This window comes from Bacillus sp. m3-13 (assembly GCF_000175075.1).
Taxonomy (GTDB): domain Bacteria; phylum Bacillota; class Bacilli; order Bacillales; family Bacillaceae_I; genus Sutcliffiella_A; species Sutcliffiella_A horikoshii_C.
Genome location: NZ_ACPC01000020.1, coordinates 181,763 through 200,287, shown reverse-complemented (window position 1 = coordinate 200,287; position 18,525 = coordinate 181,763). Strand labels below are relative to the sequence as shown.

The 18,525-nt window shown below is 41.7% G+C and carries 18 protein-coding genes, 1 tRNA gene and 2 pseudogenes; 18 read left to right on the top strand and 3 right to left on the bottom strand.

The annotated features are described in order from the left end of the window. Nucleotides 1-5 precede the first annotated feature (5 nt). The 4 genes and pseudogenes from rapZ to M313_RS0114770 all read left to right on the top strand — a co-directional run bounded on the left by rapZ (nucleotide 6) and on the right by M313_RS0114770 (nucleotide 3,233). The gene (rapZ, locus tag M313_RS0114785; protein ID WP_010196850.1) at nucleotides 6-896 is read left to right on the top strand and encodes an RNase adapter RapZ; all 891 of its coding nucleotides are present in this window, start codon (nucleotides 6-8) and stop codon (nucleotides 894-896) included. Next, nucleotides 896-1,864 carry a gluconeogenesis morphogenetic factor MgfK gene (gene mgfK, locus M313_RS0114780; RefSeq protein ID WP_010196847.1) on the top strand — a complete coding sequence of 323 codons (969 nt, stop codon included), beginning with the start codon at nucleotides 896-898 and terminating at the stop codon, nucleotides 1,862-1,864. The genes rapZ and mgfK overlap by 1 nt, the downstream gene beginning before the upstream one ends. Before the next feature lie 93 nt (nucleotides 1,865-1,957). Continuing rightward, nucleotides 1,958-2,903, top strand: a pseudogene (gene whiA / locus M313_RS23715) (DNA-binding protein WhiA). Between the two features lie 72 nt (nucleotides 2,904-2,975). Then, complete coding sequence (locus tag M313_RS0114770) at nucleotides 2,976-3,233, top strand: HPr family phosphocarrier protein (protein WP_010196842.1); 258 nt, start codon at nucleotides 2,976-2,978, stop codon at nucleotides 3,231-3,233. Between the two features lie 38 nt (nucleotides 3,234-3,271). Here the strand turns inward: M313_RS0114770 and clpP are convergent, their stop codons facing one another. Continuing rightward, entirely contained in the window at nucleotides 3,272-3,859 is a 588-nt protein-coding gene (clpP, locus tag M313_RS0114765; protein WP_010196841.1) for an ATP-dependent Clp endopeptidase proteolytic subunit ClpP, read from the bottom strand. A 354-nt stretch (nucleotides 3,860-4,213) separates the two neighbouring features. Here clpP and M313_RS0114760 point away from each other — a divergent pair. The 10 genes and pseudogenes from M313_RS0114760 (at nucleotide 4,214) to secG (ending at nucleotide 14,541) form a co-directional block, all read left to right on the top strand. After that, nucleotides 4,214-4,291: transfer RNA gene (locus M313_RS0114760), tRNA-Arg, on the top strand. A 586-nt stretch (nucleotides 4,292-4,877) separates the two neighbouring features. After that, nucleotides 4,878-6,212, top strand: coding sequence for an RNA polymerase factor sigma-54 (gene rpoN / locus M313_RS0114755; RefSeq protein WP_010196838.1), 1,335 nt, complete (start codon nucleotides 4,878-4,880; stop codon nucleotides 6,210-6,212). A gap of 15 nt (nucleotides 6,213-6,227) precedes the next feature. After that, a complete protein-coding gene (locus M313_RS0114750) occupies nucleotides 6,228-6,470 on the top strand; it encodes a glutaredoxin family protein (protein WP_010196837.1) in 243 nt (80 codons plus the stop codon). A gap of 163 nt (nucleotides 6,471-6,633) precedes the next feature. Beyond that, entirely contained in the window at nucleotides 6,634-7,653 is a 1,020-nt protein-coding gene (locus M313_RS0114745) for a sugar-binding transcriptional regulator (protein ID WP_010196835.1), read from the top strand. A 211-nt stretch (nucleotides 7,654-7,864) separates the two neighbouring features. Continuing rightward, nucleotides 7,865-8,872, top strand: a complete 1,008-nt coding sequence (gap, locus tag M313_RS0114735) for a type I glyceraldehyde-3-phosphate dehydrogenase (RefSeq protein WP_010196833.1) — start codon at nucleotides 7,865-7,867, stop codon at nucleotides 8,870-8,872. Between the two features lie 145 nt (nucleotides 8,873-9,017). Further along, a complete protein-coding gene (locus tag M313_RS0114730; RefSeq protein ID WP_010196831.1) occupies nucleotides 9,018-10,202 on the top strand; it encodes a phosphoglycerate kinase in 1,185 nt (394 codons plus the stop codon). Nucleotides 10,203-10,397: 195 nt separating this feature from the next. Next, the gene (gene tpiA, locus M313_RS0114725; protein WP_010196828.1) at nucleotides 10,398-11,159 is read left to right on the top strand and encodes a triose-phosphate isomerase; all 762 of its coding nucleotides are present in this window, start codon (nucleotides 10,398-10,400) and stop codon (nucleotides 11,157-11,159) included. After that, nucleotides 11,152-12,688, top strand: a pseudogene (gene gpmI, locus M313_RS23710) (2,3-bisphosphoglycerate-independent phosphoglycerate mutase). Before tpiA ends, gpmI begins: the two are co-directional and overlap by 8 nt. Nucleotides 12,689-12,889: 201 nt before the next feature. Next, on the top strand, nucleotides 12,890-14,185 hold the full coding sequence (eno, locus tag M313_RS0114715) for a phosphopyruvate hydratase (RefSeq protein WP_010196826.1): 1,296 nt from the start codon (nucleotides 12,890-12,892) through the stop codon (nucleotides 14,183-14,185). A gap of 125 nt (nucleotides 14,186-14,310) precedes the next feature. Beyond that, nucleotides 14,311-14,541, top strand: a complete 231-nt coding sequence (gene secG, locus M313_RS0114710; RefSeq protein WP_010196822.1) for a preprotein translocase subunit SecG — start codon at nucleotides 14,311-14,313, stop codon at nucleotides 14,539-14,541. Between the two features lie 65 nt (nucleotides 14,542-14,606). Here secG and M313_RS25350 read toward each other — a convergent pair whose 3' ends face one another. Both M313_RS25350 and M313_RS0114700 read right to left on the bottom strand, forming a co-directional pair. Then, complete coding sequence (locus M313_RS25350; protein ID WP_010196820.1) at nucleotides 14,607-14,741, bottom strand: anti-repressor SinI family protein; 135 nt, start codon at nucleotides 14,739-14,741, stop codon at nucleotides 14,607-14,609. Next, nucleotides 14,738-15,112 carry a helix-turn-helix domain-containing protein gene (locus tag M313_RS0114700; protein ID WP_010196818.1) on the bottom strand — a complete coding sequence of 125 codons (375 nt, stop codon included), beginning with the start codon at nucleotides 15,110-15,112 and terminating at the stop codon, nucleotides 14,738-14,740. Before M313_RS0114700 ends, M313_RS25350 begins: the two co-directional genes overlap by 4 nt. Nucleotides 15,113-15,523: 411 nt before the next feature. Here M313_RS0114700 and M313_RS0114695 point away from each other — a divergent pair, with 411 nt between their 5' ends. From M313_RS0114695 to M313_RS0114680, 4 genes are all read left to right on the top strand, one after another. Beyond that, nucleotides 15,524-16,240 (top strand): hypothetical protein, encoded by a 717-nt coding sequence (locus M313_RS0114695; RefSeq protein WP_010196815.1) that lies wholly within the window; start codon nucleotides 15,524-15,526, stop codon nucleotides 16,238-16,240. Beyond that, nucleotides 16,233-16,826: a signal peptidase I SipW gene (sipW, locus tag M313_RS0114690; RefSeq protein ID WP_010196812.1), complete on the top strand. Its 594-nt coding sequence runs from the start codon at nucleotides 16,233-16,235 to the stop codon at nucleotides 16,824-16,826. The genes M313_RS0114695 and sipW overlap by 8 nt, the downstream gene beginning before the upstream one ends. 78 nt (nucleotides 16,827-16,904) lie before the next feature. Further along, entirely contained in the window at nucleotides 16,905-17,588 is a 684-nt protein-coding gene (locus M313_RS0114685) for a TasA family protein (protein WP_010196810.1), read from the top strand. A 113-nt stretch (nucleotides 17,589-17,701) separates the two neighbouring features. Then, complete coding sequence (locus M313_RS0114680; protein WP_010196808.1) at nucleotides 17,702-18,301, top strand: hypothetical protein; 600 nt, start codon at nucleotides 17,702-17,704, stop codon at nucleotides 18,299-18,301. The last annotated feature ends 224 nt before the right edge of the window (nucleotides 18,302-18,525 follow it).

Genomic DNA, 18,525 nt, shown 5'->3' with positions numbered 1-18,525 from the left:
GATACATGAGTACAGGTACGAGCAGTGATGTCGAATTAGTCATTATCACTGGGATGAGTGGAGCTGGGAAAACAGTGGCCATTCAGAGTTTAGAGGATCTCGGATTTTTCTGTGTCGATAATCTGCCGCCGACTTTGCTTCCAAAGTTTTTGGAGCTGATGGAGGAGTCAGGCAGTAAAATGAATAAAGTGGCTTTGGTAATGGATTTACGCGGCCGTGAGTTTTTTGACAGCCTGTTTGAAGCGCTGGATGATATTTCGGAATTGTCATGGGTGACACCGCAAATTTTATTCCTTGATGCTAAAGATTCTGTTTTGGTGACGCGATATAAGGAAACAAGAAGATCGCATCCATTGGCAAAATCAGGACTTCCGCTTGAAGGAATTGAACATGAGCGCGAGTTGTTAGAAGAGTTGAAGGGACGTGCCCAACTGATTTTGGACACATCCAACTTAAAGCCACGTGAACTTAGAGAGAAAATCCTCAAACAATTTGCCACACACTCCAAACAGACTTTTAAATTGAATGTCGTTTCCTTCGGTTTTAAATATGGACTTCCTATAGATGCAGATCTTGTGTTTGATGTACGCTTCTTACCAAATCCCCATTATATTGACCATATGAGACCGATGACGGGGCTTGATGAAGAGGTTTCTTCCTATGTGTTGAAGTGGACGGAAACGCAGAAATTTATAGAAAAACTTACGGACCTGCTGACTTTCATGCTTCCGTACTATAAGCGAGAAGGAAAGAGCCAGCTTGTCCTTGCGATCGGATGTACAGGAGGGCAGCACCGTTCTGTAACCTTGGCAGAGTATTTTGCCAAGCATTTCAAGGATGAGTATGATACACTCCTAACACACCGAGATATTGAGAAACGAAAGGGTAAACACTGATGAGACGTCAAAAAGTACCTAAAATCGTCATCATTGGAGGGGGAACCGGGCTGCCCGTTTTACTCCGGGGCCTCAAACATTATGATGTGGATATAACCGCGGTGGTGACAGTTGCCGATGACGGTGGGAGCTCAGGCAGATTGCGCGATGAACTGCATATCCCGCCTCCTGGAGATGTCCGAAACGTGCTTGCCGCTTTATCAGATGTGGAGCCGTTAATTGAGGATCTTTTCCAGCACCGTTTTGCAACAGGAAACGGACTTTCAGGACATTCACTCGGTAACTTGCTGTTAGCGGCGATGACTACCATTACTGGTGACTTTGTCCATGCCATCCGTGAAATGAGCAAGGTGTTGAACGTTCGTGGAAAGGTTCTGCCTGCAGCGAACCAAAGTGTTATTTTACATGCGGAAATGGAAGACGGCTCGATTGTTACTGGTGAATCCAAGATCCCGGCCAACGGGCAGAAAATAAAGCGGGTGTTCCTGACCCCTGATAAGGTGGAGCCCCTACAGGAATCAGTCGATGAGATAGAAAAGGCAGACTTAATTATCGTCGGACCTGGAAGTCTCTACACTAGCATCCTGCCAAATCTTCTAGTTCCGAAAATAGGAGAGGCTGTGTGTAACGCACACGCCAAAAAAGTGTATATATGTAATGTCATGACGCAAGCCGGTGAAACGCTTGAATACACCGCAAGTGATCATGTTAAGGCACTCTATGACCATTTGGGCTGTCGTTTCATGGATACCATTCTTGTGAATGATGAGGGAATTCCAGATGAAATAGCCCTTCGCTATAAAAAAGAATCTGCAACACCTGTTGTATATGATATTGCTGCCCTGTCTAATTTGGGGCTTGAAATCGTACATGATAAAATTATCCGCTACGAAGATGGAGTGATCCGTCATGATACCCAAAAAGTAGCGGCACTATTGTACTCCATGATAAAATTGGACGAAAATTAGGATGCAAACGGATGCATTGCTGGTGGTAAGAGGATAATTAACTGTTTGAACACCTCGCAGACACCAAGTACTTTCACAATGGAGGTGAAAACAATGTCCTACGCTTCTGAAACAAAAAAAAGAATTAACCACCATCGAAACAAAAGACTGTTGTGTGAAGGCGGAACTTGCGGCGCTGATTCGAATGAACGGCTCTCTGTCCTTTTCCAATCGCAAATTGATATTGGATATACAAACCGAAAACGCCGCGATTGCCCGCAGAATTTACACGTTAACAAAAAGGATTTATGATGTTCGTGTCGAATTGCTTGTACGAAAGAAGATGAGACTAAAAAAGAATAATGTCTATATCGTTCGTTATGCCGAGCAGGCGCATTATATTTTGGATGAATTGAAGATTTTAAAGGATGGGTTCACGTTCGTTCGTGACATTTCCGAAAACCTGATCAGCAAAAAATGCTGCAAACGATCATATTTGCGAGGAGCATTCTTGGCTGGAGGTTCGGTTAATAACCCAGAAACGTCTTCCTATCATCTTGAAATATTTTCGCTCTACCACGAACACAACGAATCATTGTGTGAACTGATGAATATGTTTCACCTAAACAGTAAAACATTGGAGCGGAAAAAAGGTTATATCACATACCTGAAAGAGGCCGAAAAGATCGCGGAATTCTTAAGCATCATCGGTGCCCATCAGGCTTTGCTGAAGTTCGAGGACATCCGGATTGTGCGTGATATGCGTAACTCGGTCAATCGCCTCGTGAACTGTGAAACTGCCAACCTCAATAAAACGATTGGTGCTGCGATCCGCCAGGTGGAAAACATTCGCTTTATTGACAGCACGGTCGGCCTTGGTATTTTGCCTGACAAGCTACGAGAAATTGCGGAATTGCGTGTCACCTATCAAGACGTCACGTTAAAAGAACTTGGTGAAATGGTGTCGAGCGGGACAATCAGCAAATCCGGAATCAATCACCGACTACGAAAAATAGATGAAATTGCCGATAAACTACGTGCAGGGGAATCCGTTAAATAAAACTGGAGAAAGTCACCTTAATTTGAGCTGACTTCGATCAGTAACTATACATGAAATAGAGGAGGAATAGAAATGGTACAAAAACAAGTAGATGTTCGTTTAAAAACCGGCTTGCAAGCTCGCCCGGCAGCACTTTTCGTACAGGAAGCTAACCGCTTCTCAAGCGAGGTTTTCTTAGAAAAGGACGGGAAAAAGGTAAATGCGAAAAGTATTATGGGCTTAATGAGCTTAGCAATCAGCACTGGTGCGACGATTACATTAATTGCTGATGGTCATGATGAACAAGAGGCGATCGCTGCCTTAACGGCATATGTACAACAAGAGAACTAAAAAACCGGGTCTCCCTTGATGGGAAGCCCGGTTTTTTGTTATAGGTTGTTTTTATTCATAACTTTATCAATCAATCCATATTCCAATGCACGTTCGGCAGTCATGAAGTTGTCGCGGTCTGTGTCGCGGGAAATCACTTCGATTGGTTGGCCAGTTTGCTCGGATAGGATGGTGTTAAGCTTTTCGCGTAGGAACAAGATGCGTTTTGCAGCGATCTCGATTTCCGTTGCTTGACCTTGTGCTCCACCAAGTGGTTGGTGAATCATGACTTCACTGTTTGGAAGCGCGAAACGCTTGCCTTTTTCACCAGCTGCAAGTAAGAATGCTCCCATGGAAGCGGCCATACCCACACATATTGTGCTGACATTTGGTTTAATGAAGTTCATTGTATCGTAGATGGCCATACCAGCTGTAATGGATCCACCCGGGCTGTTGATATAAAGGGAGATATCCTTATCAGGATCTTCCGCTGCCAAGAATAAAAGCTGAGAAACAATGGAGTTAGCCACATTGTCATCAATTGCACTTCCAAGCATGATGATACGGTCTTTTAATAGACGGGAGTATATATCGTACGCGCGCTCCCCACGGCTTGTTTGTTCAATAACTGTAGGAATTAAGTTCATCTCACTTTTCCTCCTTAAAATTTAAATTTCAATCGACATAGGCTCCTATGTAAAAATGGGAAAACCTTCAGCGAACCTATACCAATTAGTAAGTATTACTAAATCTTTATGTACTTTTATCATACATACAAGGTCAAGAATGGTCAAATAAAAACCATCGCAAATACCCCCATTTTTCCCCATGTAATAATCATATCCAGTATGGGGTGGGATTAAACTTCGAAAGGGGGTACCTGGCGGCTTACAGAACAAATTTATGGCGAGTTAATTTCTCTACCGGCACGACTTGTTATTGCCGGACTCTCGACAATTAGTGTATAATTTGGTATATTAGTAAAGTTCCATTTGCAGTGTGCGCTCGTAGCTCAGGGGATAGAGCGGTGGTTTCCGGTACCGCGTCATGCGGGGGTTCGAATCCCTCCGAGCGCGCCATTATCAATTGGAAAAACTTACGTTTGATACATAGTCAGCAACCATGCTATAGTATTACTTGTAACGGACAAGCGCCGTTATCTCATATTATCTACTCACCCAGTGTCGGCACACTGGGTTTTTATTTTGTCAAAAAGATATCTCAGCGTAATGATGGGATGCCTTTTGTTCTTTTTATTTTGAAGTTAAGAAGTTAAGGCGAACGGAAAATATATTTGGATTAATGGATCAATTATTAGGATAACGGAAAATAAATAAACTGTAACGGAAAATAAAAATAGCAGAACGGAAAATATATTTGGGTTAACGGAAAATAAACCTCCTCCAACCCTCTGTACAAATAAATCCTCACAACAAAACTTCACCCAAAACTAAGTATGACCAACCAAACCCCATAATAAAATAGAATAAACAACTAACAACATCACCAAATAGCGCGCCATTCGACATAAGTGCTGAAAATCCTGCCGGGGTCTGACCCCTCAAGCGAATTATAGGAAGATTTTTAAAGCTTACAAGTTCCCAAAAGTCATGTAAAATATAGATAGAGACCGGATGTGAGTTTGGCCGGAGGAGGGTTGGATGTATGAAGCAGTCAGTTGGTTTGTATCAGGAGCAGTCGTTGAGGCTTGCGATGACGCAGGAGTTGAAGCAGGCGATTACACTTTTGCAGTATTCGACATTGGAGCTTGTGGATTTCCTGAAGGAGCAATCGCTCGAGAACCCGCTTATGGATTTGAAGGAACCGTCCGTCCATAGGGAACTTTCTTCTTCTCGTGTGCAACGCTTGAAACCTAAGAAAATCGGAACGACCACCACACAAACCTTTTCCATTGAAAATTTCAGTAAACATGGAGAAACGCTACATCAATATATTGAACAACAATTGCTCGACACGAACATGACAAAGGAAGAAAAAAAACTTGCAAAGCGCATTATCCAACACATGGACGAGAATGGCTATATACAAGAGGAGCCAGTTGCGATTGCTGAACAGCTTAAAACCACACCAGAGATCATCATAAAAGCCTTAAATACCATAAAACAGTTGGAACCGGCAGGGATAGGAGCACATAACCTCCAGGAGTGCCTCTTGCTTCAACTAAAAAGAATATCACCCCGAAACGAACTTGCAGAAGCTATATTGGAAAATGATTTCACCCTCTTTGCAGAAAAAGCGTGGAAGACACTCGCAAAGAAGTATGAGATCAACATAAAAGAAATTCAGACGATCCACGACGAAATCGTCAAACTCAACCCGCGACCGGGAAACAGATATGAAACAGTTGAAAAACCAAAGTATATCACCCCGGACTTAATCGTTCAAAGACACCAAAATCATTTTGTCGTGTCATTAAACGAAGAGATCATCCCGCAAATTAAGATAGATAAGCAGTATGAGTCGGCGCTTAAAAGTAAAAATGAACTTGAATCCTACTTGCAGGAAAAGCTCCAGCAATGTCAGTGGATTGTTAAATCAATGGAGCATCGCAAACACACACTTGTCAAGGTGATGGAAGAGATACTCCGTGTCCAACAATCTTTCTTTCTTAACGGACCATCCTCTTTGAAACCGTTAACATTGAAGGATATCGCCACCAGGCTTGAAATCCATGAGTCTACGGTTAGCCGGGCGACAAAGGAAAAATATGTTCAGACACCGTATGGCTTGTTTGAATTGAAATATTTCTTCAGTCAAAGTCTCTCGGGCAGACATGATGAAGAGAAATCAACCAAGCAGGTGCAACAATTGGTCGAAGAACTCATTAAGAATGAAGACAAACAGAAGCCTTTGTCAGATCAGCAGCTGACAAACATCCTGCAAAAGCAGTATCATATAACCATCTCCAGAAGAACCGTTGCAAAATATCGAGATTTATTGAGCATCCCGGGATCTTCCATGAGAAAAAGGTATGATTAGAAAGGCAGATGCAAAATGAATGTACAATTTTACACAAAAGTGGATTGCCCGCTTTGTGATAAGGCAAAAACAAAACTAAAAGAGCTGCAATCCGACCTGACTTTTACTATAGAGGAATTTGATATTTATAAAGACGATACGCTTCTAGAAAAATATCAGTTGATGATTCCGGTCGTAGAGCATGAGGGAGAAATGCTTGCGTATGGTCAAGTGAACAAAGAAGAAGTAAGAAAGCGTTTACTTGAAAAAATCCGCTAAACCCTAGTTGCATAAGGGTTTCACCTTTGTTACAATCAACTTGTAGCAAGGGTGATTTTTTTTACCGCTACTGGGACATAATATGTCACAGTGGGACATTTAAGGTCCAACAGACAGACAATTGTCCAAAAGGTAAAATACACACTCTGAAGGGGAAGCTATAATGAATCAAATTATTGAAGTACAAAAGAAATTGTTGCCTGATCTTCTCTCCATTATGCAGAAGCGATACGAGATCTTAAGATACATAAGGTTGATGCAGCCGATTGGAAGAAGAAGTTTGTCAGGCAGTCTAGGTTTAAGTGAGCGGGTGCTGAGAGGGGAAGTTGATTTCCTGAAAGCGCAGAACCTGATTCATGTCAGTGTTGCCGGCATGACATTGACAAAAGAAGGGGAATACCTCATTAAAGACTTGGAAGAGGTTATGAAAGAAGTTTCCGGTTTAAAGCAATTAGAAGCGGGAATAGAAGAAAAGTTAGGGATTACAAAAGTTGTCGTGGTTCCGGGTGACAGTGACCAATCCCCTTGGGTGAAAAAAGAACTCGGTCGTGCGTGTGTATCCGCAATGCGAGAACGATTCCATGACGAAAATGTCATTGCTGTAGCTGGTGGAACAACTGTTTCTTCCGTAGCAGAAATGATGACACCCGACACGAAAAACCGTAATCTGTTGTTTGTCCCTGCTCGAGGCGGTCTTGGTGAGAAGGTGCAAAACCAGTCGAACACCATTTGTGCCACCATGGCAGAAAAGGCATCAGGCGACTACAGGCTCTTGCATATTCCAGATTCGCTGAGTCATGAATCCTACCAGTCGATGATTGAGGAACCTTCTATAAAAGAAGTGATTTCCCTCATCAAAAATTCTAGTATGGTTATTCATGGAATTGGAGACGCTAAAACAATGGCAGAGCGCCGTAAAACAGCGCCGGAAAATATGCGCAAGATCGAACAAAGCCATGCGGTAGCTGAAGCTTTCGGGTACTATTTCAATGAAGCCGGAGAAGTGGTGCATAAAGTTCAGACAGTTGGAATGCAACTCGCAGATTTGGAAAAGATAGAATGTGTGATTGCAGTAGCCGGCGGTGCCTCAAAGGCAAAAGCGATTCAAGCGTATCTAAAAAAAGCTCCCCACACCATCCTCATTACGGATGAAGGAGCAGCAAAAGAGTTAATTAGGGAGTAACATCCCTTCTATAAAGGCTAAGAGACTATCAGCATTTGATTGAAGAAAAAGGCGTAGACTCCTGCGGGAGGAAGGGACATGGGAGACCCCACAGGCGTAGCCGAGGAGGCTCCCGGACCGCCCGCGGAAAGCGAAGCCTTTTGCGGAGATCAAATGCGGTGTAACGAAGCCAAACAAAAAATTTCTTAGAAAAACTAAGGAGGAAATTAACATGGCAGTAAAGATTGGTATTAACGGATTTGGACGTATTGGACGTAACGTATTCCGCGCAGCATTAAAAAATAACGACGTAGAAGTGGTAGCAGTTAACGACTTAACAGACGCTAACATGCTTGCACACCTTTTAAAATATGACAGCGTACACGGCAAATTAGCTGCTGACGTGAAAGTTGACGGAGACAACCTAGTTGTTGACGGCAAAACAATCAAAGTTACAGCTGAGCGCGACCCAGCGAAATTATCTTGGGGTGAGCTTGGAGTAGAAGTAGTAGTGGAATCTACTGGTTTCTTCACAAAGCGTGCAGACGCTGCGAAACACTTAGAAGCTGGAGCGAAGAAAGTAATCATTTCCGCACCTGCATCTGATGAAGATATCACAATCGTAATGGGTGTTAACGAAGACAAGTACGATGCAACTAACCACAACGTTATCTCTAACGCATCTTGTACGACTAACTGCTTGGCTCCATTCGCAAAAGTATTGAACGACAAGTTCGGTATCAAACGTGGAATGATGACAACTGTTCACTCTTACACAAATGACCAACAAATCTTAGACTTGCCACACAAAGACTACCGTCGTGCTCGTGCGGCAGCTGAGAACATCATCCCTACAACTACTGGAGCTGCAAAAGCAGTATCTCTAGTATTACCTGAACTTAAAGGTAAATTAAATGGTGGAGCTATGCGTGTTCCAACTCCAAACGTTTCTCTTGTTGACCTTGTAGCAGAGCTTGACAAAGATGTAACAGCTGAAGAAGTAAACGCAGCGTTCAAAGCAGCAGCTGAAGGCGAATTAAAAGGAATCCTTGGTTATTCTGAAGAGCCACTAGTATCTGGTGACTACAATGGTAACCCTGAGTCTTCTACAATCGACGCATTATCTACAATGGTAATGGAAGGCAACATGGTTAAAGTAATCTCTTGGTACGACAACGAGAGCGGATACTCTCACCGTGTAGTAGACCTAGCGAAATACATCGCTGCTAAAGGACTATAATTTTTCATAGCAATAGATATTGCTTGGATAAACCTTATCAGCATTCTATAATAAGACATGTGAAGTAGAGGGGGATTGGGGAACACACCCCTCCCTCTTTTCATGTTTTCAAAAACAAATTTCCTTTAAAGGGAGGCCGTTCAAGATGAACAAGAAAAGTATTCGTGACATCGACGTCAAAGGCAAACGCGTATTTTGCCGTGTGGACTTTAACGTACCGATGAAGGACGGACAAGTAACAGACGAAACCCGTATCCGTGCAGCATTGCCAACCATCAAGCACCTAGTGGATAACGGCGCGAAAGTCTTGCTTGCAAGCCACTTAGGACGTCCAAAAGGGCAAGTAGTCGAAGAGCTTCGCTTAAACGCGGTTGCAGCTCGTCTACAAGAGCTTCTTGGAAAAGATGTAAAAAAAGCGGATGAAGCTTACGGCGATTCTGTAAAAGCCATTGTAAACGACATGAGCGAGGGAGACGTTCTTTTATTAGAAAACGTTCGTTTCTACCCTGGTGAAGAGAAAAACGATCCAGAACTTGCAAAAGCGTTTGCTGAGCTTGCGGATGTGTATGTAAATGACGCATTCGGCGCCGCTCACCGTGCACATGCTTCCACAGAAGGTATTGCCCAGCACTTACCGGCAGTAGCAGGCCTCTTAATGGAAAAAGAATTAGAAGTACTCGGAAAAGCCCTTTCCAACCCTGAGCGCCCATTCACGGCGATCATCGGTGGAGCAAAGGTTAAAGATAAAATAGGTGTCATCGAAAATCTTCTTAACAAAGTGGATAACCTGATCATTGGCGGTGGACTTGCTTACACGTTCATCAAGGCCAAAGGCTATGATGTAGGAAAATCCCTACTAGAAGAAGACAAAATCGACCTTGCTAAATCCTTCATGGAGCAAGCAAAAGAAAAAGGCGTGAACATGTACATGCCTGTGGATGTAGTTGTTGCAGATGATTTCTCGAACGACGCAAACACAAAAATCGTACCTATTGAAGAAATTCCAAGCGACTGGGAAGGCCTTGATTGCGGACCTAAATCCCGTGAAATCTACGCGGATGTAATCAAAAACTCCAAGCTTGTCATCTGGAATGGACCAATGGGAGTATTCGAACTTGATGCATTTGCTGGCGGAACAAAAGCAGTAGGTGAAGCCCTAGCAGAAGCTACCGATACATACTCTGTCATCGGTGGAGGAGACTCTGCGGCTGCTGTTGAAAAATTCAACCTCGCAGACAAAATGAGCCATATCTCAACTGGTGGAGGCGCATCCCTAGAATTCATGGAAGGCAAAGAACTTCCAGGAGTACTAGCGCTAAACGATAAGTAATACAAGTTATTCTAAAAGATTATAGAGGTTGATTGAAGTGGAAGGCGCGCAGACGCCCGCGGGAGGAAGGGACAGGTGAGACCCCGCAACGAAGTGAGGAGGCTCACGGACCGCCCGCAGGCAAGCGAAGCGCCTGGAACGGAAATCAACCCCAAAAATCCCATAGACAACCCCAACCCCGAAAGGATGGATACCATGCGTAAACCAATTATTGCTGGTAACTGGAAAATGCACAAAACACTCTCCGAAGCAACAAGCTTCGTAGAAGAAGTAAAAGGACTAGTCCCTGCTAGCGATAAAATCGACGCAGTAGTATGTGCACCAGCTCTTTTCCTAGAGCGACTTGTTTCAAACGTAGAAGGCCGCGACCTTAAAATCGGTGCCCAAAACATGCACTTCGAAGACAGCGGAGCATTCACAGGAGAAGTAAGCCCTGTTGCTCTAAAAGACATCGGCGTATCTTACGTTGTTCTTGGTCACTCCGAGCGTCGTGAAATGTTTGCAGAAACAGACGAAACAGTAAACAAGAAAACTCTTGCTGCATTCAAACACGGATTAACTCCAATCGTATGTTGCGGTGAAACACTTGAAGAGCGCGAGTCTGGTAAAACAAACGACATCGTTGGGAACCAAGTGAAGAAAGCTCTAACTGGCTTAACTGCTGATCAAGTAAAAACTACTGTCGTTGCATACGAGCCAATCTGGGCAATCGGAACTGGCAAATCTTCCACAGCGGAAGATGCAAACGAAGTATGTGCACACATCCGCAGCGTTATCGCTTCTGAATTTGATCAAGCGGCAGCTGATGCAGTACGCATCCAGTACGGCGGATCTGTAAAACCGACAAACATCGCAGAATACATGGCACAATCCGATATCGATGGAGCACTTGTAGGCGGAGCAAGCCTTGAGCACCAATCTTTCTTACAGCTTTTGGAGGCAGGTAAGAATGACTAAAAAACCAGTAGCACTGATCATCTTAGACGGTTTTGCGATGCGCGGCGAAACAACCGGTAACGCGGTGGCGCAAGCAAACAAACCTAATTTTGATAAATTTTGGAGCACATACCCGCACGCGCAATTGACGGCAAGCGGGGAAGCGGTAGGACTTCCAGAAGGGCAAATGGGTAACTCTGAAGTTGGCCATTTAAACATCGGAGCTGGCCGCGTTGTGTATCAAAGCTTAACACGTGTAAATGTGGCAATCCGCGAAGGGGACTTTTATGAAAATGAAACGTTCTTGAATGCCATTAAGCATGCTAAAGAAAAAGGAACCAACCTTCACCTGTTCGGCTTACTTTCAGATGGAGGCGTTCATAGCCACATCCAACATCTATTTGCACTTTTAAAGCTTGCAAAAAGAGAAGGCTTGGACCGAGTTTATATTCATGGCTTCCTAGATGGCCGCGATGTTGCTCCTAAGTCCGCACCAGAGTTCCTGGAGCAGCTGAACGAGCAGCTTCTAGACCTTGGAGTTGGAGAAATAGCAACCATTTCCGGACGCTATTATTCCATGGACCGTGACAAGCGTTGGGATCGTGTAGAGAAATCTTACCGAGCTATGGTATACGGAGAAGGCCCTACTTATAATGACGCAATGGAGTGTATCAACGACTCCTATAACAACGGAATCTTTGACGAGTTCGTCATTCCATCTGTTATGACAAAAGAAGATGGCAGCCCTGTTGCAACTATTCAGGACGAAGACGCAGTTATTTTCTATAACTTCCGTCCGGACCGTGCCATCCAAATATCGAATACATTCACTAATTCTGACTTCCGCGCATTTGATCGTGGGTCAAAGCATCCGAACAACCTTCAGTTCGTTTGTTTGACTCATTTCAGTGAAACGGTGGATGGATATGTAGCATTCAAACCAGTAGGGATGGACAATACTTTGGGCGAAGTATTATCTCAAAACGGCTTGAACCAGCTTCGTATCGCAGAAACAAGAAAAATATCCGCATGTTACGTTCTTTATGAGCGGCGGACGTGAGGATGCATACCCTGGAGAAGAACGAATCTTGATTGATTCTCCAAAGGTGGCAACTTATGACTTACAACCTGAAATGAGTGCTTACGAATTAACGGATGCACTATTAGCTGAAATAGCAGCTGATAAACATGACGCCATTATCTTAAACTTCGCTAACCCTGATATGGTCGGGCATTCCGGAATGCTTGAGCCAACCATCAAGGCTGTAGAAGTGACAGATGAGTGCTTAGGGAAGGTAGTCAACGCCATTTTAGAAAAAGACGGCGTGGCCATCATCACAGCAGACCACGGGAACGCTGACGAAGTCGTAACGACAGAAGGCAACCCAATGACTGCCCACACAACCAACCCGGTACCAGTCATTGTTACGAAAAACGGCGTACAACTCCGTGACGGCGGAATACTTGGTGACCTAGCCCCAACTGTGCTAGACTTACTAGGGGTGGACAAACCATCTGAAATGACAGGTAATTCTTTAATCAAAAAGTAAAAGCTGATTTCTAGCTATAAATCGAAGTGTAGGGTGTGAGACTCCAGCGGGGGGAAAACGGTAGCTTGAGACCCCACAGGCGAAGCCGAGGAGGCTCAAGCACCGTCCCGCGGAAAGCGAACACCTGAAACGGAGATCTGTAGCGGTGTTAAAGCAGTAAAAAAATAAAAATTATCTCAATCCAAAAGGAGAGTTACAAACATGCCAATTATTTCTGACGTTTACGCACGCGAAGTCCTAGACTCCCGTGGTAACCCAACAATCGAAGTAGAAGTATACACAGAATCCGGAGCTTTCGGACGCGCACTAGTACCAAGTGGAGCATCTACAGGTGAATACGAAGCAGTAGAACTACGCGACGGCGACAAGTCCCGCTACCTTGGAAAAGGTGTTCAACAAGCAGTAGAAAACGTGAACGAAATCATCGCTCCTGAACTAGTAGGTCTTTTCGACGTACTTGAGCAAGTAGCAATCGACGAAGCGTTAATCGACCTTGACGGTACAGAAAACAAAGGAAAATTAGGTGCAAACGCAATCCTTGGTGTATCCATGGCAGTAGCGCGTGCAGCAGCTGACTTCCTTCAAATTCCTTTATACCAACACCTTGGTGGATTCAACTCCAAAACGCTTCCAGTACCAATGATGAACATCATCAACGGTGGAGAGCACGCGGACAACAACGTTGACATCCAAGAATTCATGGTAATGCCTGTTGGAGCAGAAAACTTCAAAGAAGCTCTACGTATGGGCGCTGAAATCTTCCACGCTCTTAAATCAGTATTAAGCGCTAAAGGCTTAAACACTGCTGTAGGTGACGAAGGCGGATTCGCTCCAAACCTAGGTTCTAATGAAGAAGCTCTTCAAACAATTATCGAAGCAATCGAAAAAGCTGGCTACAAACCTGGCGAGCAAGTAATGCTAGCTATGGATGCTGCAGCTTCTGAGTTCTACAACAAAGAAGACGGCAAATACCACCTTAAAGGTGAAGGCGTTGTTTACACTTCTGCTGAAATGGTGGACTTCTACGAGAAGATGGCGGACAAGTACCCAATCATCTCTATTGAAGACGGCCTAGACGAGAACGACTGGGAAGGATTCAAACTATTAACTGAACGCATTGGAAACAAAGTTCAATTAGTAGGAGACGATCTTTTCGTAACAAACACAAAGAAATTGGCTGAAGGTATCGAGCGCAAAATCGGTAACTCCATCCTAATCAAAGTGAACCAAATCGGTACACTTACTGAAACGTTCGAAGCAATCGAAATGGCAAAACGCGCAGGCTACACTGCAGTAATCTCTCACCGTTCTGGTGAAACAGAAGACAGCACAATCGCTGACATCGCAGTAGCAACAAACGCTGGCCAAATCAAAACAGGTGCACCATCCCGTACAGACCGCGTAGCTAAATACAACCAACTTCTTCGCATCGAAGATCAACTTGGTGACACAGCTCGCTACGACGGCCTACGTTCTTTCTATAACTTGAAGAAGTAATTACTTCTTGCGAGGACCCGACTTCGGTTGGGTTCTTTTTTGTCATCTTCATCTTGTCCCACTTGACAGTTTGTGGTACATTAAATATATCGACAAATGTACGTTCCGCAGGAGGTGTAGTTTACATGACGTTATTTCTTACTATTTTACTTATTATCGTAGCAATCTCTTTGATCACAGTAGTACTACTTCAATCAGGTAAAAGTGCAGGTCTTTCAGGAGCGATCTCCGGTGGAGCAGAATCACTTTTCGGAAAACAAAAAGCACGCGGCCTAGACCTTGTTCTACACCGTGCGACAGTTGTTCTTTCTGTATTATTCTTTGTCCTGACACTGTCAATTGCATACTTTGCATAATAAATAAAACCACTTTCCAAATTTGGAAAGTGGTTTTTTGCTTTTATCATTAAAAAAAGCCCTAGTCACTTTACGACCAAGACTTCCTTGTTCTGTTCACTTGTCTCCTGGAGGAAGGCTTTCACCTCTTCAATAGAAATCCCATAAGCTCTAGCTAATGTTAACAGCTCTACCCATTCCATATCCATCTCAACGTTCAAGCCTCTTCTTCCTCCTTCTTCGAAACGGTCTTCTTTGTACCCTGCCACTTCTGAAACTCCATGTACTCTTTAAAATGAATAAAATCTTCCTTGCTCAAACCCTCCGCAATTGCCCGCTGCACCAACCGTCTCCATTCCTCATCCAGCACCTGCACATCAGGTTTATCGTTATCCGATTCCCCATTCAGTAAAAAATCCAAGTCTGTCTCAAGCGTAACGGCGATCTTATTTAAAAACTGGAGAGAAGGATTCGTTTGGATATTCCTCTCCAAATAACTCAAATAAGACTTCGACACACCAGCCAGTTCCGAGAGTTCACTTAATGAATAGCCCTTTACCTTCCTCAACCTCTTCAAGCGCTCACCAAGCATACTCGTCCCCTTACCATCTTATGACATAAGTTCATTATATAGCACAATAAATTCTTTATAAAAAACAAAATAGTGAGAAAATTAAAGAAAACAGGAGGAAAATCCCAAAAAACGTTCTTTATTGAGGTATTTTGAACTAATTTAAGGTTTTTCATTAAGAACAAAGTGTTTTATACTTCGTATTGTAAGGTTCTTTAAAAAGAACAAACAACTAACTCCTGATAGGAGGAGATTATTATAAGATCTCATCGACTAAGAAAATTTAGAGATAAGTATAAACTGCAAAAACAGGGAATTAAAGCACTTTGTTTATGGTATGCATTATTTTTTTGTATCTTATCTTTAAATGCAAATACAAATGCAGCTTTTAACTCGCTAACTACCATTCATGCAAAGATCCCTGTTAGTTGGGTGGTTGATCCACAAGAGCCAGATGAGCCTAAGGTAGATAGGACAGACAAAAGCTCATTAATTCAAATTGATTCATCAATAGAATATTCTTGTACAAGAATTTCACAAGAATTTAAAAATACTGGTGACGGAAATATGTTAAATGAGTCTATATATTATGTTTACTACAATGAAAACTTTGAAAATCCAATTAATCCAAATAAAAAAAATGGAGATTTAATCTTTCAAACAGGTATAATTCCAGTCCTTAATAAAGGTGATTCAGCTACTCTTACTTTTGAAAATGAAGAAAGTGAGCTTTTGAATGGTTCTTACAAAATAGTTGCTTTTCAATCAGATGGTCATTCTGGTAGCAAGAAGCTAGGTGGAGAAGTTGTTGATAGAATGCCAGTTTTCGGTATGAAAATTGACGTGAAGTCTTGTGGAAACACAACAAATTCAATTGATACAAAAGAAAATAATGATTCAGAGGAAGAGCAACAAGGTTCTAATGAGGTAGAAACACAAGATAAAGACCAATCTAATCAAAATGATTCTAACGAAGATGGAACACAAGAAGTTGATGAATCTACTGAAAGCAAAAGTAATACTAATGAAGAAACTCAAGAAACAACACAAGAATCAAGTGAAAATGCTGAATCTAGATCTACAGAAAATAACAATAAAGATGATTCAGCGGACTCAAATAAAACTTCTGGTGGTGAATCCAATGAATAGTAAAAAGATAGTAAAAGTGATAGGAAATGTAGGTTACTGGCTGTTTATGATAACTACCCTGATATGCGTGGTTATTGTTATAGCAGGTAGAGCTTCAGGTGGAGAACCAAACCTATTTGGTTATCAGATTAAAACTGTCCTATCTGGATCCATGGAACCAACATTTCAAACAGGGTCTGTAATAGCAGTACAAAAATTAGAGAATCCTACTGATTTATCCATAGGTGACGTTATAACATTTCAAGAAAGTAGAGATGTCTTAGTAACACATAGAATTATTGATGTTATCGCTTCAAATGAAGGTGTTTTATATAAAACAAAAGGAGATAACAACAACTTTGAAGATACAAATCCTGTACTATCACAAAATGTTGTTGCCGTTTATTCAGGCTATACTATACCCAAGTTGGGTTACTTCCTAAATTATGCAACATCACCTATAGGAACAGCAATTCTGTTGATAATACCAGGATTGATACTGCTGGGATATGCAACAATTACTATCCGACAAGCTTTAAAAGAAATTGAAGGCAAAATGCAAGTTACTACAAAAGAAAGCGATGTTATTGAAGAAAAGATTTCTTAGTGGTGAATCTCCATGCTCAACATGGATTCATATAAATTACATACCTCGCAAAGCTCGAGGGGAATGGGAGGAAATTTAATGACTATTAAAAAGAAATTAGGAGCAGGGGTAATGTCAGCAGCACTAGGTATTTCATTGATTGGAGGGGGAACTTGGGCAGCGTTTAATGATATTGAGACAGTAAGTAATACTTTTGCTGCAGGAACTCTTAATTTAGCAGTAAATCCTAAACATGTATTTAATATCGATAAACTAGCTCCTGGCGATTGGAAAACAGAAGAGTTCACACTGGAAAATAAGGGTAGTATTGAAATAAAAGAAGTATTTATGGCTACAAATTATGTTGTTAAAGATAAAAATGGTGTGGAAATTACAGACGAAGCGTTAAGGGAAGAATTTGCAAACCAATTTACTGTTCAATTCTTAGATAATGAAGGAGACCCTGTGAGATATGGCCAAGGTGGGACCTACTTTGGAATTCCTTTCCTTGGGGATTTAGAAGGATACACTATACACCAATTATCTCAACACAAACCTGATATTACCACTGCTTTCCACGGACTATGGGGAGTTATTGATTCTACTGACAGAAAACTAGCAGTAGGAGATACAGATACTATGGAAATGAGGATCAAATTTGAAAACATCTTAGATGATGCAAATGAAGATGGATTGTATGATCAAAATAAATTTCAAGGTTGGACAATTAAGCCTACATTTACTCTAGAAGCAACTCAACGTGATGGAATGTCTAGAGACTAAATTTTTGTCAAATCAAACAAAAGATGGCATATGCCATCTTTTGTTTTAAAATATTTTTTATGAATATAGTTAAGTTTTAAGTTATGTAGTTTTAAAGTTAAGGAGTAGGTAGGATGAGAAATCAAATTGCAGTTTTACTAATTTTAGTAGTGTTTACCTTGTTTACTCCAAGTTTAGTTTTTGCTCAACCAACGAATAACCCTATATATAATATTACTACAAAACCTGAAAAAATATTATTTGATATAAGTGATTTCGCTCCAGGAGATTGGAGTGAGAAAATAATTTCTCTTAAAAATATTGGATCTAAAACTTCCTACACCATGGAATTAAATCATAAGTCTGGATCAGAGAAATTATTTAACGAATTCTTCCTTAACATAGAATATGAAAATAAAGAATTATTTAATGGTAAGATTAAAGATTTTGATGGGCTAAAACAATCGATTTTTGAGGAAAAAGAATCTCATGAATACGTTTTTACAGTTACCTTTCCACATGAATCTGGAAACAATTTTCAAGGGCTTAAAACAGAATTTGAATTGATTATTAAAGCAAAGGGTAACGAATCTGTTTCTACCCCAGAACAATCAGGTGTTTTACCAAATACTGCAGGAAATGCTTATGATTTTATTTTATATGGTTTATTCATATTTGGAATAGGAATAGTAGTTTTTTTATCACAAAAAATAAATAGAAAAATGGGTGATTGAAAATGTATACTAAAACTTGTTCTATATGTGAAAGAACCTCATATAGCTCCTATGAGTATGACTTTTGGAAATGTCCAACCTGCTTAGAGGATTTAACCTCACAAAAGGCCATTGTCGCTAAAGGTAATCACACTTCAATACCTTATAGAAATAAGCAAATAACACTTCACCTCACATCCTACAAAGTTAACAAAGTCATATAAAAAACCGCTGACGCTCCGTTT

What these genes read in the sequence shown, in the direction of transcription:
- M313_RS0114680 (WP_010196808.1), top strand. Translation starts at nt 17,702, where the DNA reads ATGAGAAATCAAATTGCAGTTTTACTAATTTTAGTAGTGTTTACCTTG.
- gap (WP_010196833.1), top strand. Translation starts at nt 7,865, where the DNA reads ATGGCAGTAAAGATTGGTATTAACGGATTTGGACGTATTGGACGTAAC.
- M313_RS0114770 (WP_010196842.1), top strand. Translation starts at nt 2,976, where the DNA reads ATGGTACAAAAACAAGTAGATGTTCGTTTAAAAACCGGCTTGCAAGCT.
- clpP (WP_010196841.1), bottom strand. Translation starts at nt 3,859, where the DNA reads ATGAACTTAATTCCTACAGTTATTGAACAAACAAGCCGTGGGGAGCGC.
- eno (WP_010196826.1), top strand. Translation starts at nt 12,890, where the DNA reads ATGCCAATTATTTCTGACGTTTACGCACGCGAAGTCCTAGACTCCCGT.
- M313_RS0114750 (WP_010196837.1), top strand. Translation starts at nt 6,228, where the DNA reads ATGAATGTACAATTTTACACAAAAGTGGATTGCCCGCTTTGTGATAAG.
- M313_RS0114700 (WP_010196818.1), bottom strand. Translation starts at nt 15,112, where the DNA reads ATGCTTGGTGAGCGCTTGAAGAGGTTGAGGAAGGTAAAGGGCTATTCA.
- M313_RS0114685 (WP_010196810.1), top strand. Translation starts at nt 16,905, where the DNA reads ATGACTATTAAAAAGAAATTAGGAGCAGGGGTAATGTCAGCAGCACTA.
- tpiA (WP_010196828.1), top strand. Translation starts at nt 10,398, where the DNA reads ATGCGTAAACCAATTATTGCTGGTAACTGGAAAATGCACAAAACACTC.
- sipW (WP_010196812.1), top strand. Translation starts at nt 16,233, where the DNA reads ATGAATAGTAAAAAGATAGTAAAAGTGATAGGAAATGTAGGTTACTGG.
- rpoN (WP_010196838.1), top strand. Translation starts at nt 4,878, where the DNA reads ATGAAGCAGTCAGTTGGTTTGTATCAGGAGCAGTCGTTGAGGCTTGCG.
- M313_RS0114730 (WP_010196831.1), top strand. Translation starts at nt 9,018, where the DNA reads ATGAACAAGAAAAGTATTCGTGACATCGACGTCAAAGGCAAACGCGTA.
- rapZ (WP_010196850.1), top strand. Translation starts at nt 6, where the DNA reads ATGAGTACAGGTACGAGCAGTGATGTCGAATTAGTCATTATCACTGGG.
- secG (WP_010196822.1), top strand. Translation starts at nt 14,311, where the DNA reads ATGACGTTATTTCTTACTATTTTACTTATTATCGTAGCAATCTCTTTG.
- mgfK (WP_010196847.1), top strand. Translation starts at nt 896, where the DNA reads ATGAGACGTCAAAAAGTACCTAAAATCGTCATCATTGGAGGGGGAACC.
- M313_RS0114745 (WP_010196835.1), top strand. Translation starts at nt 6,634, where the DNA reads ATGAATCAAATTATTGAAGTACAAAAGAAATTGTTGCCTGATCTTCTC.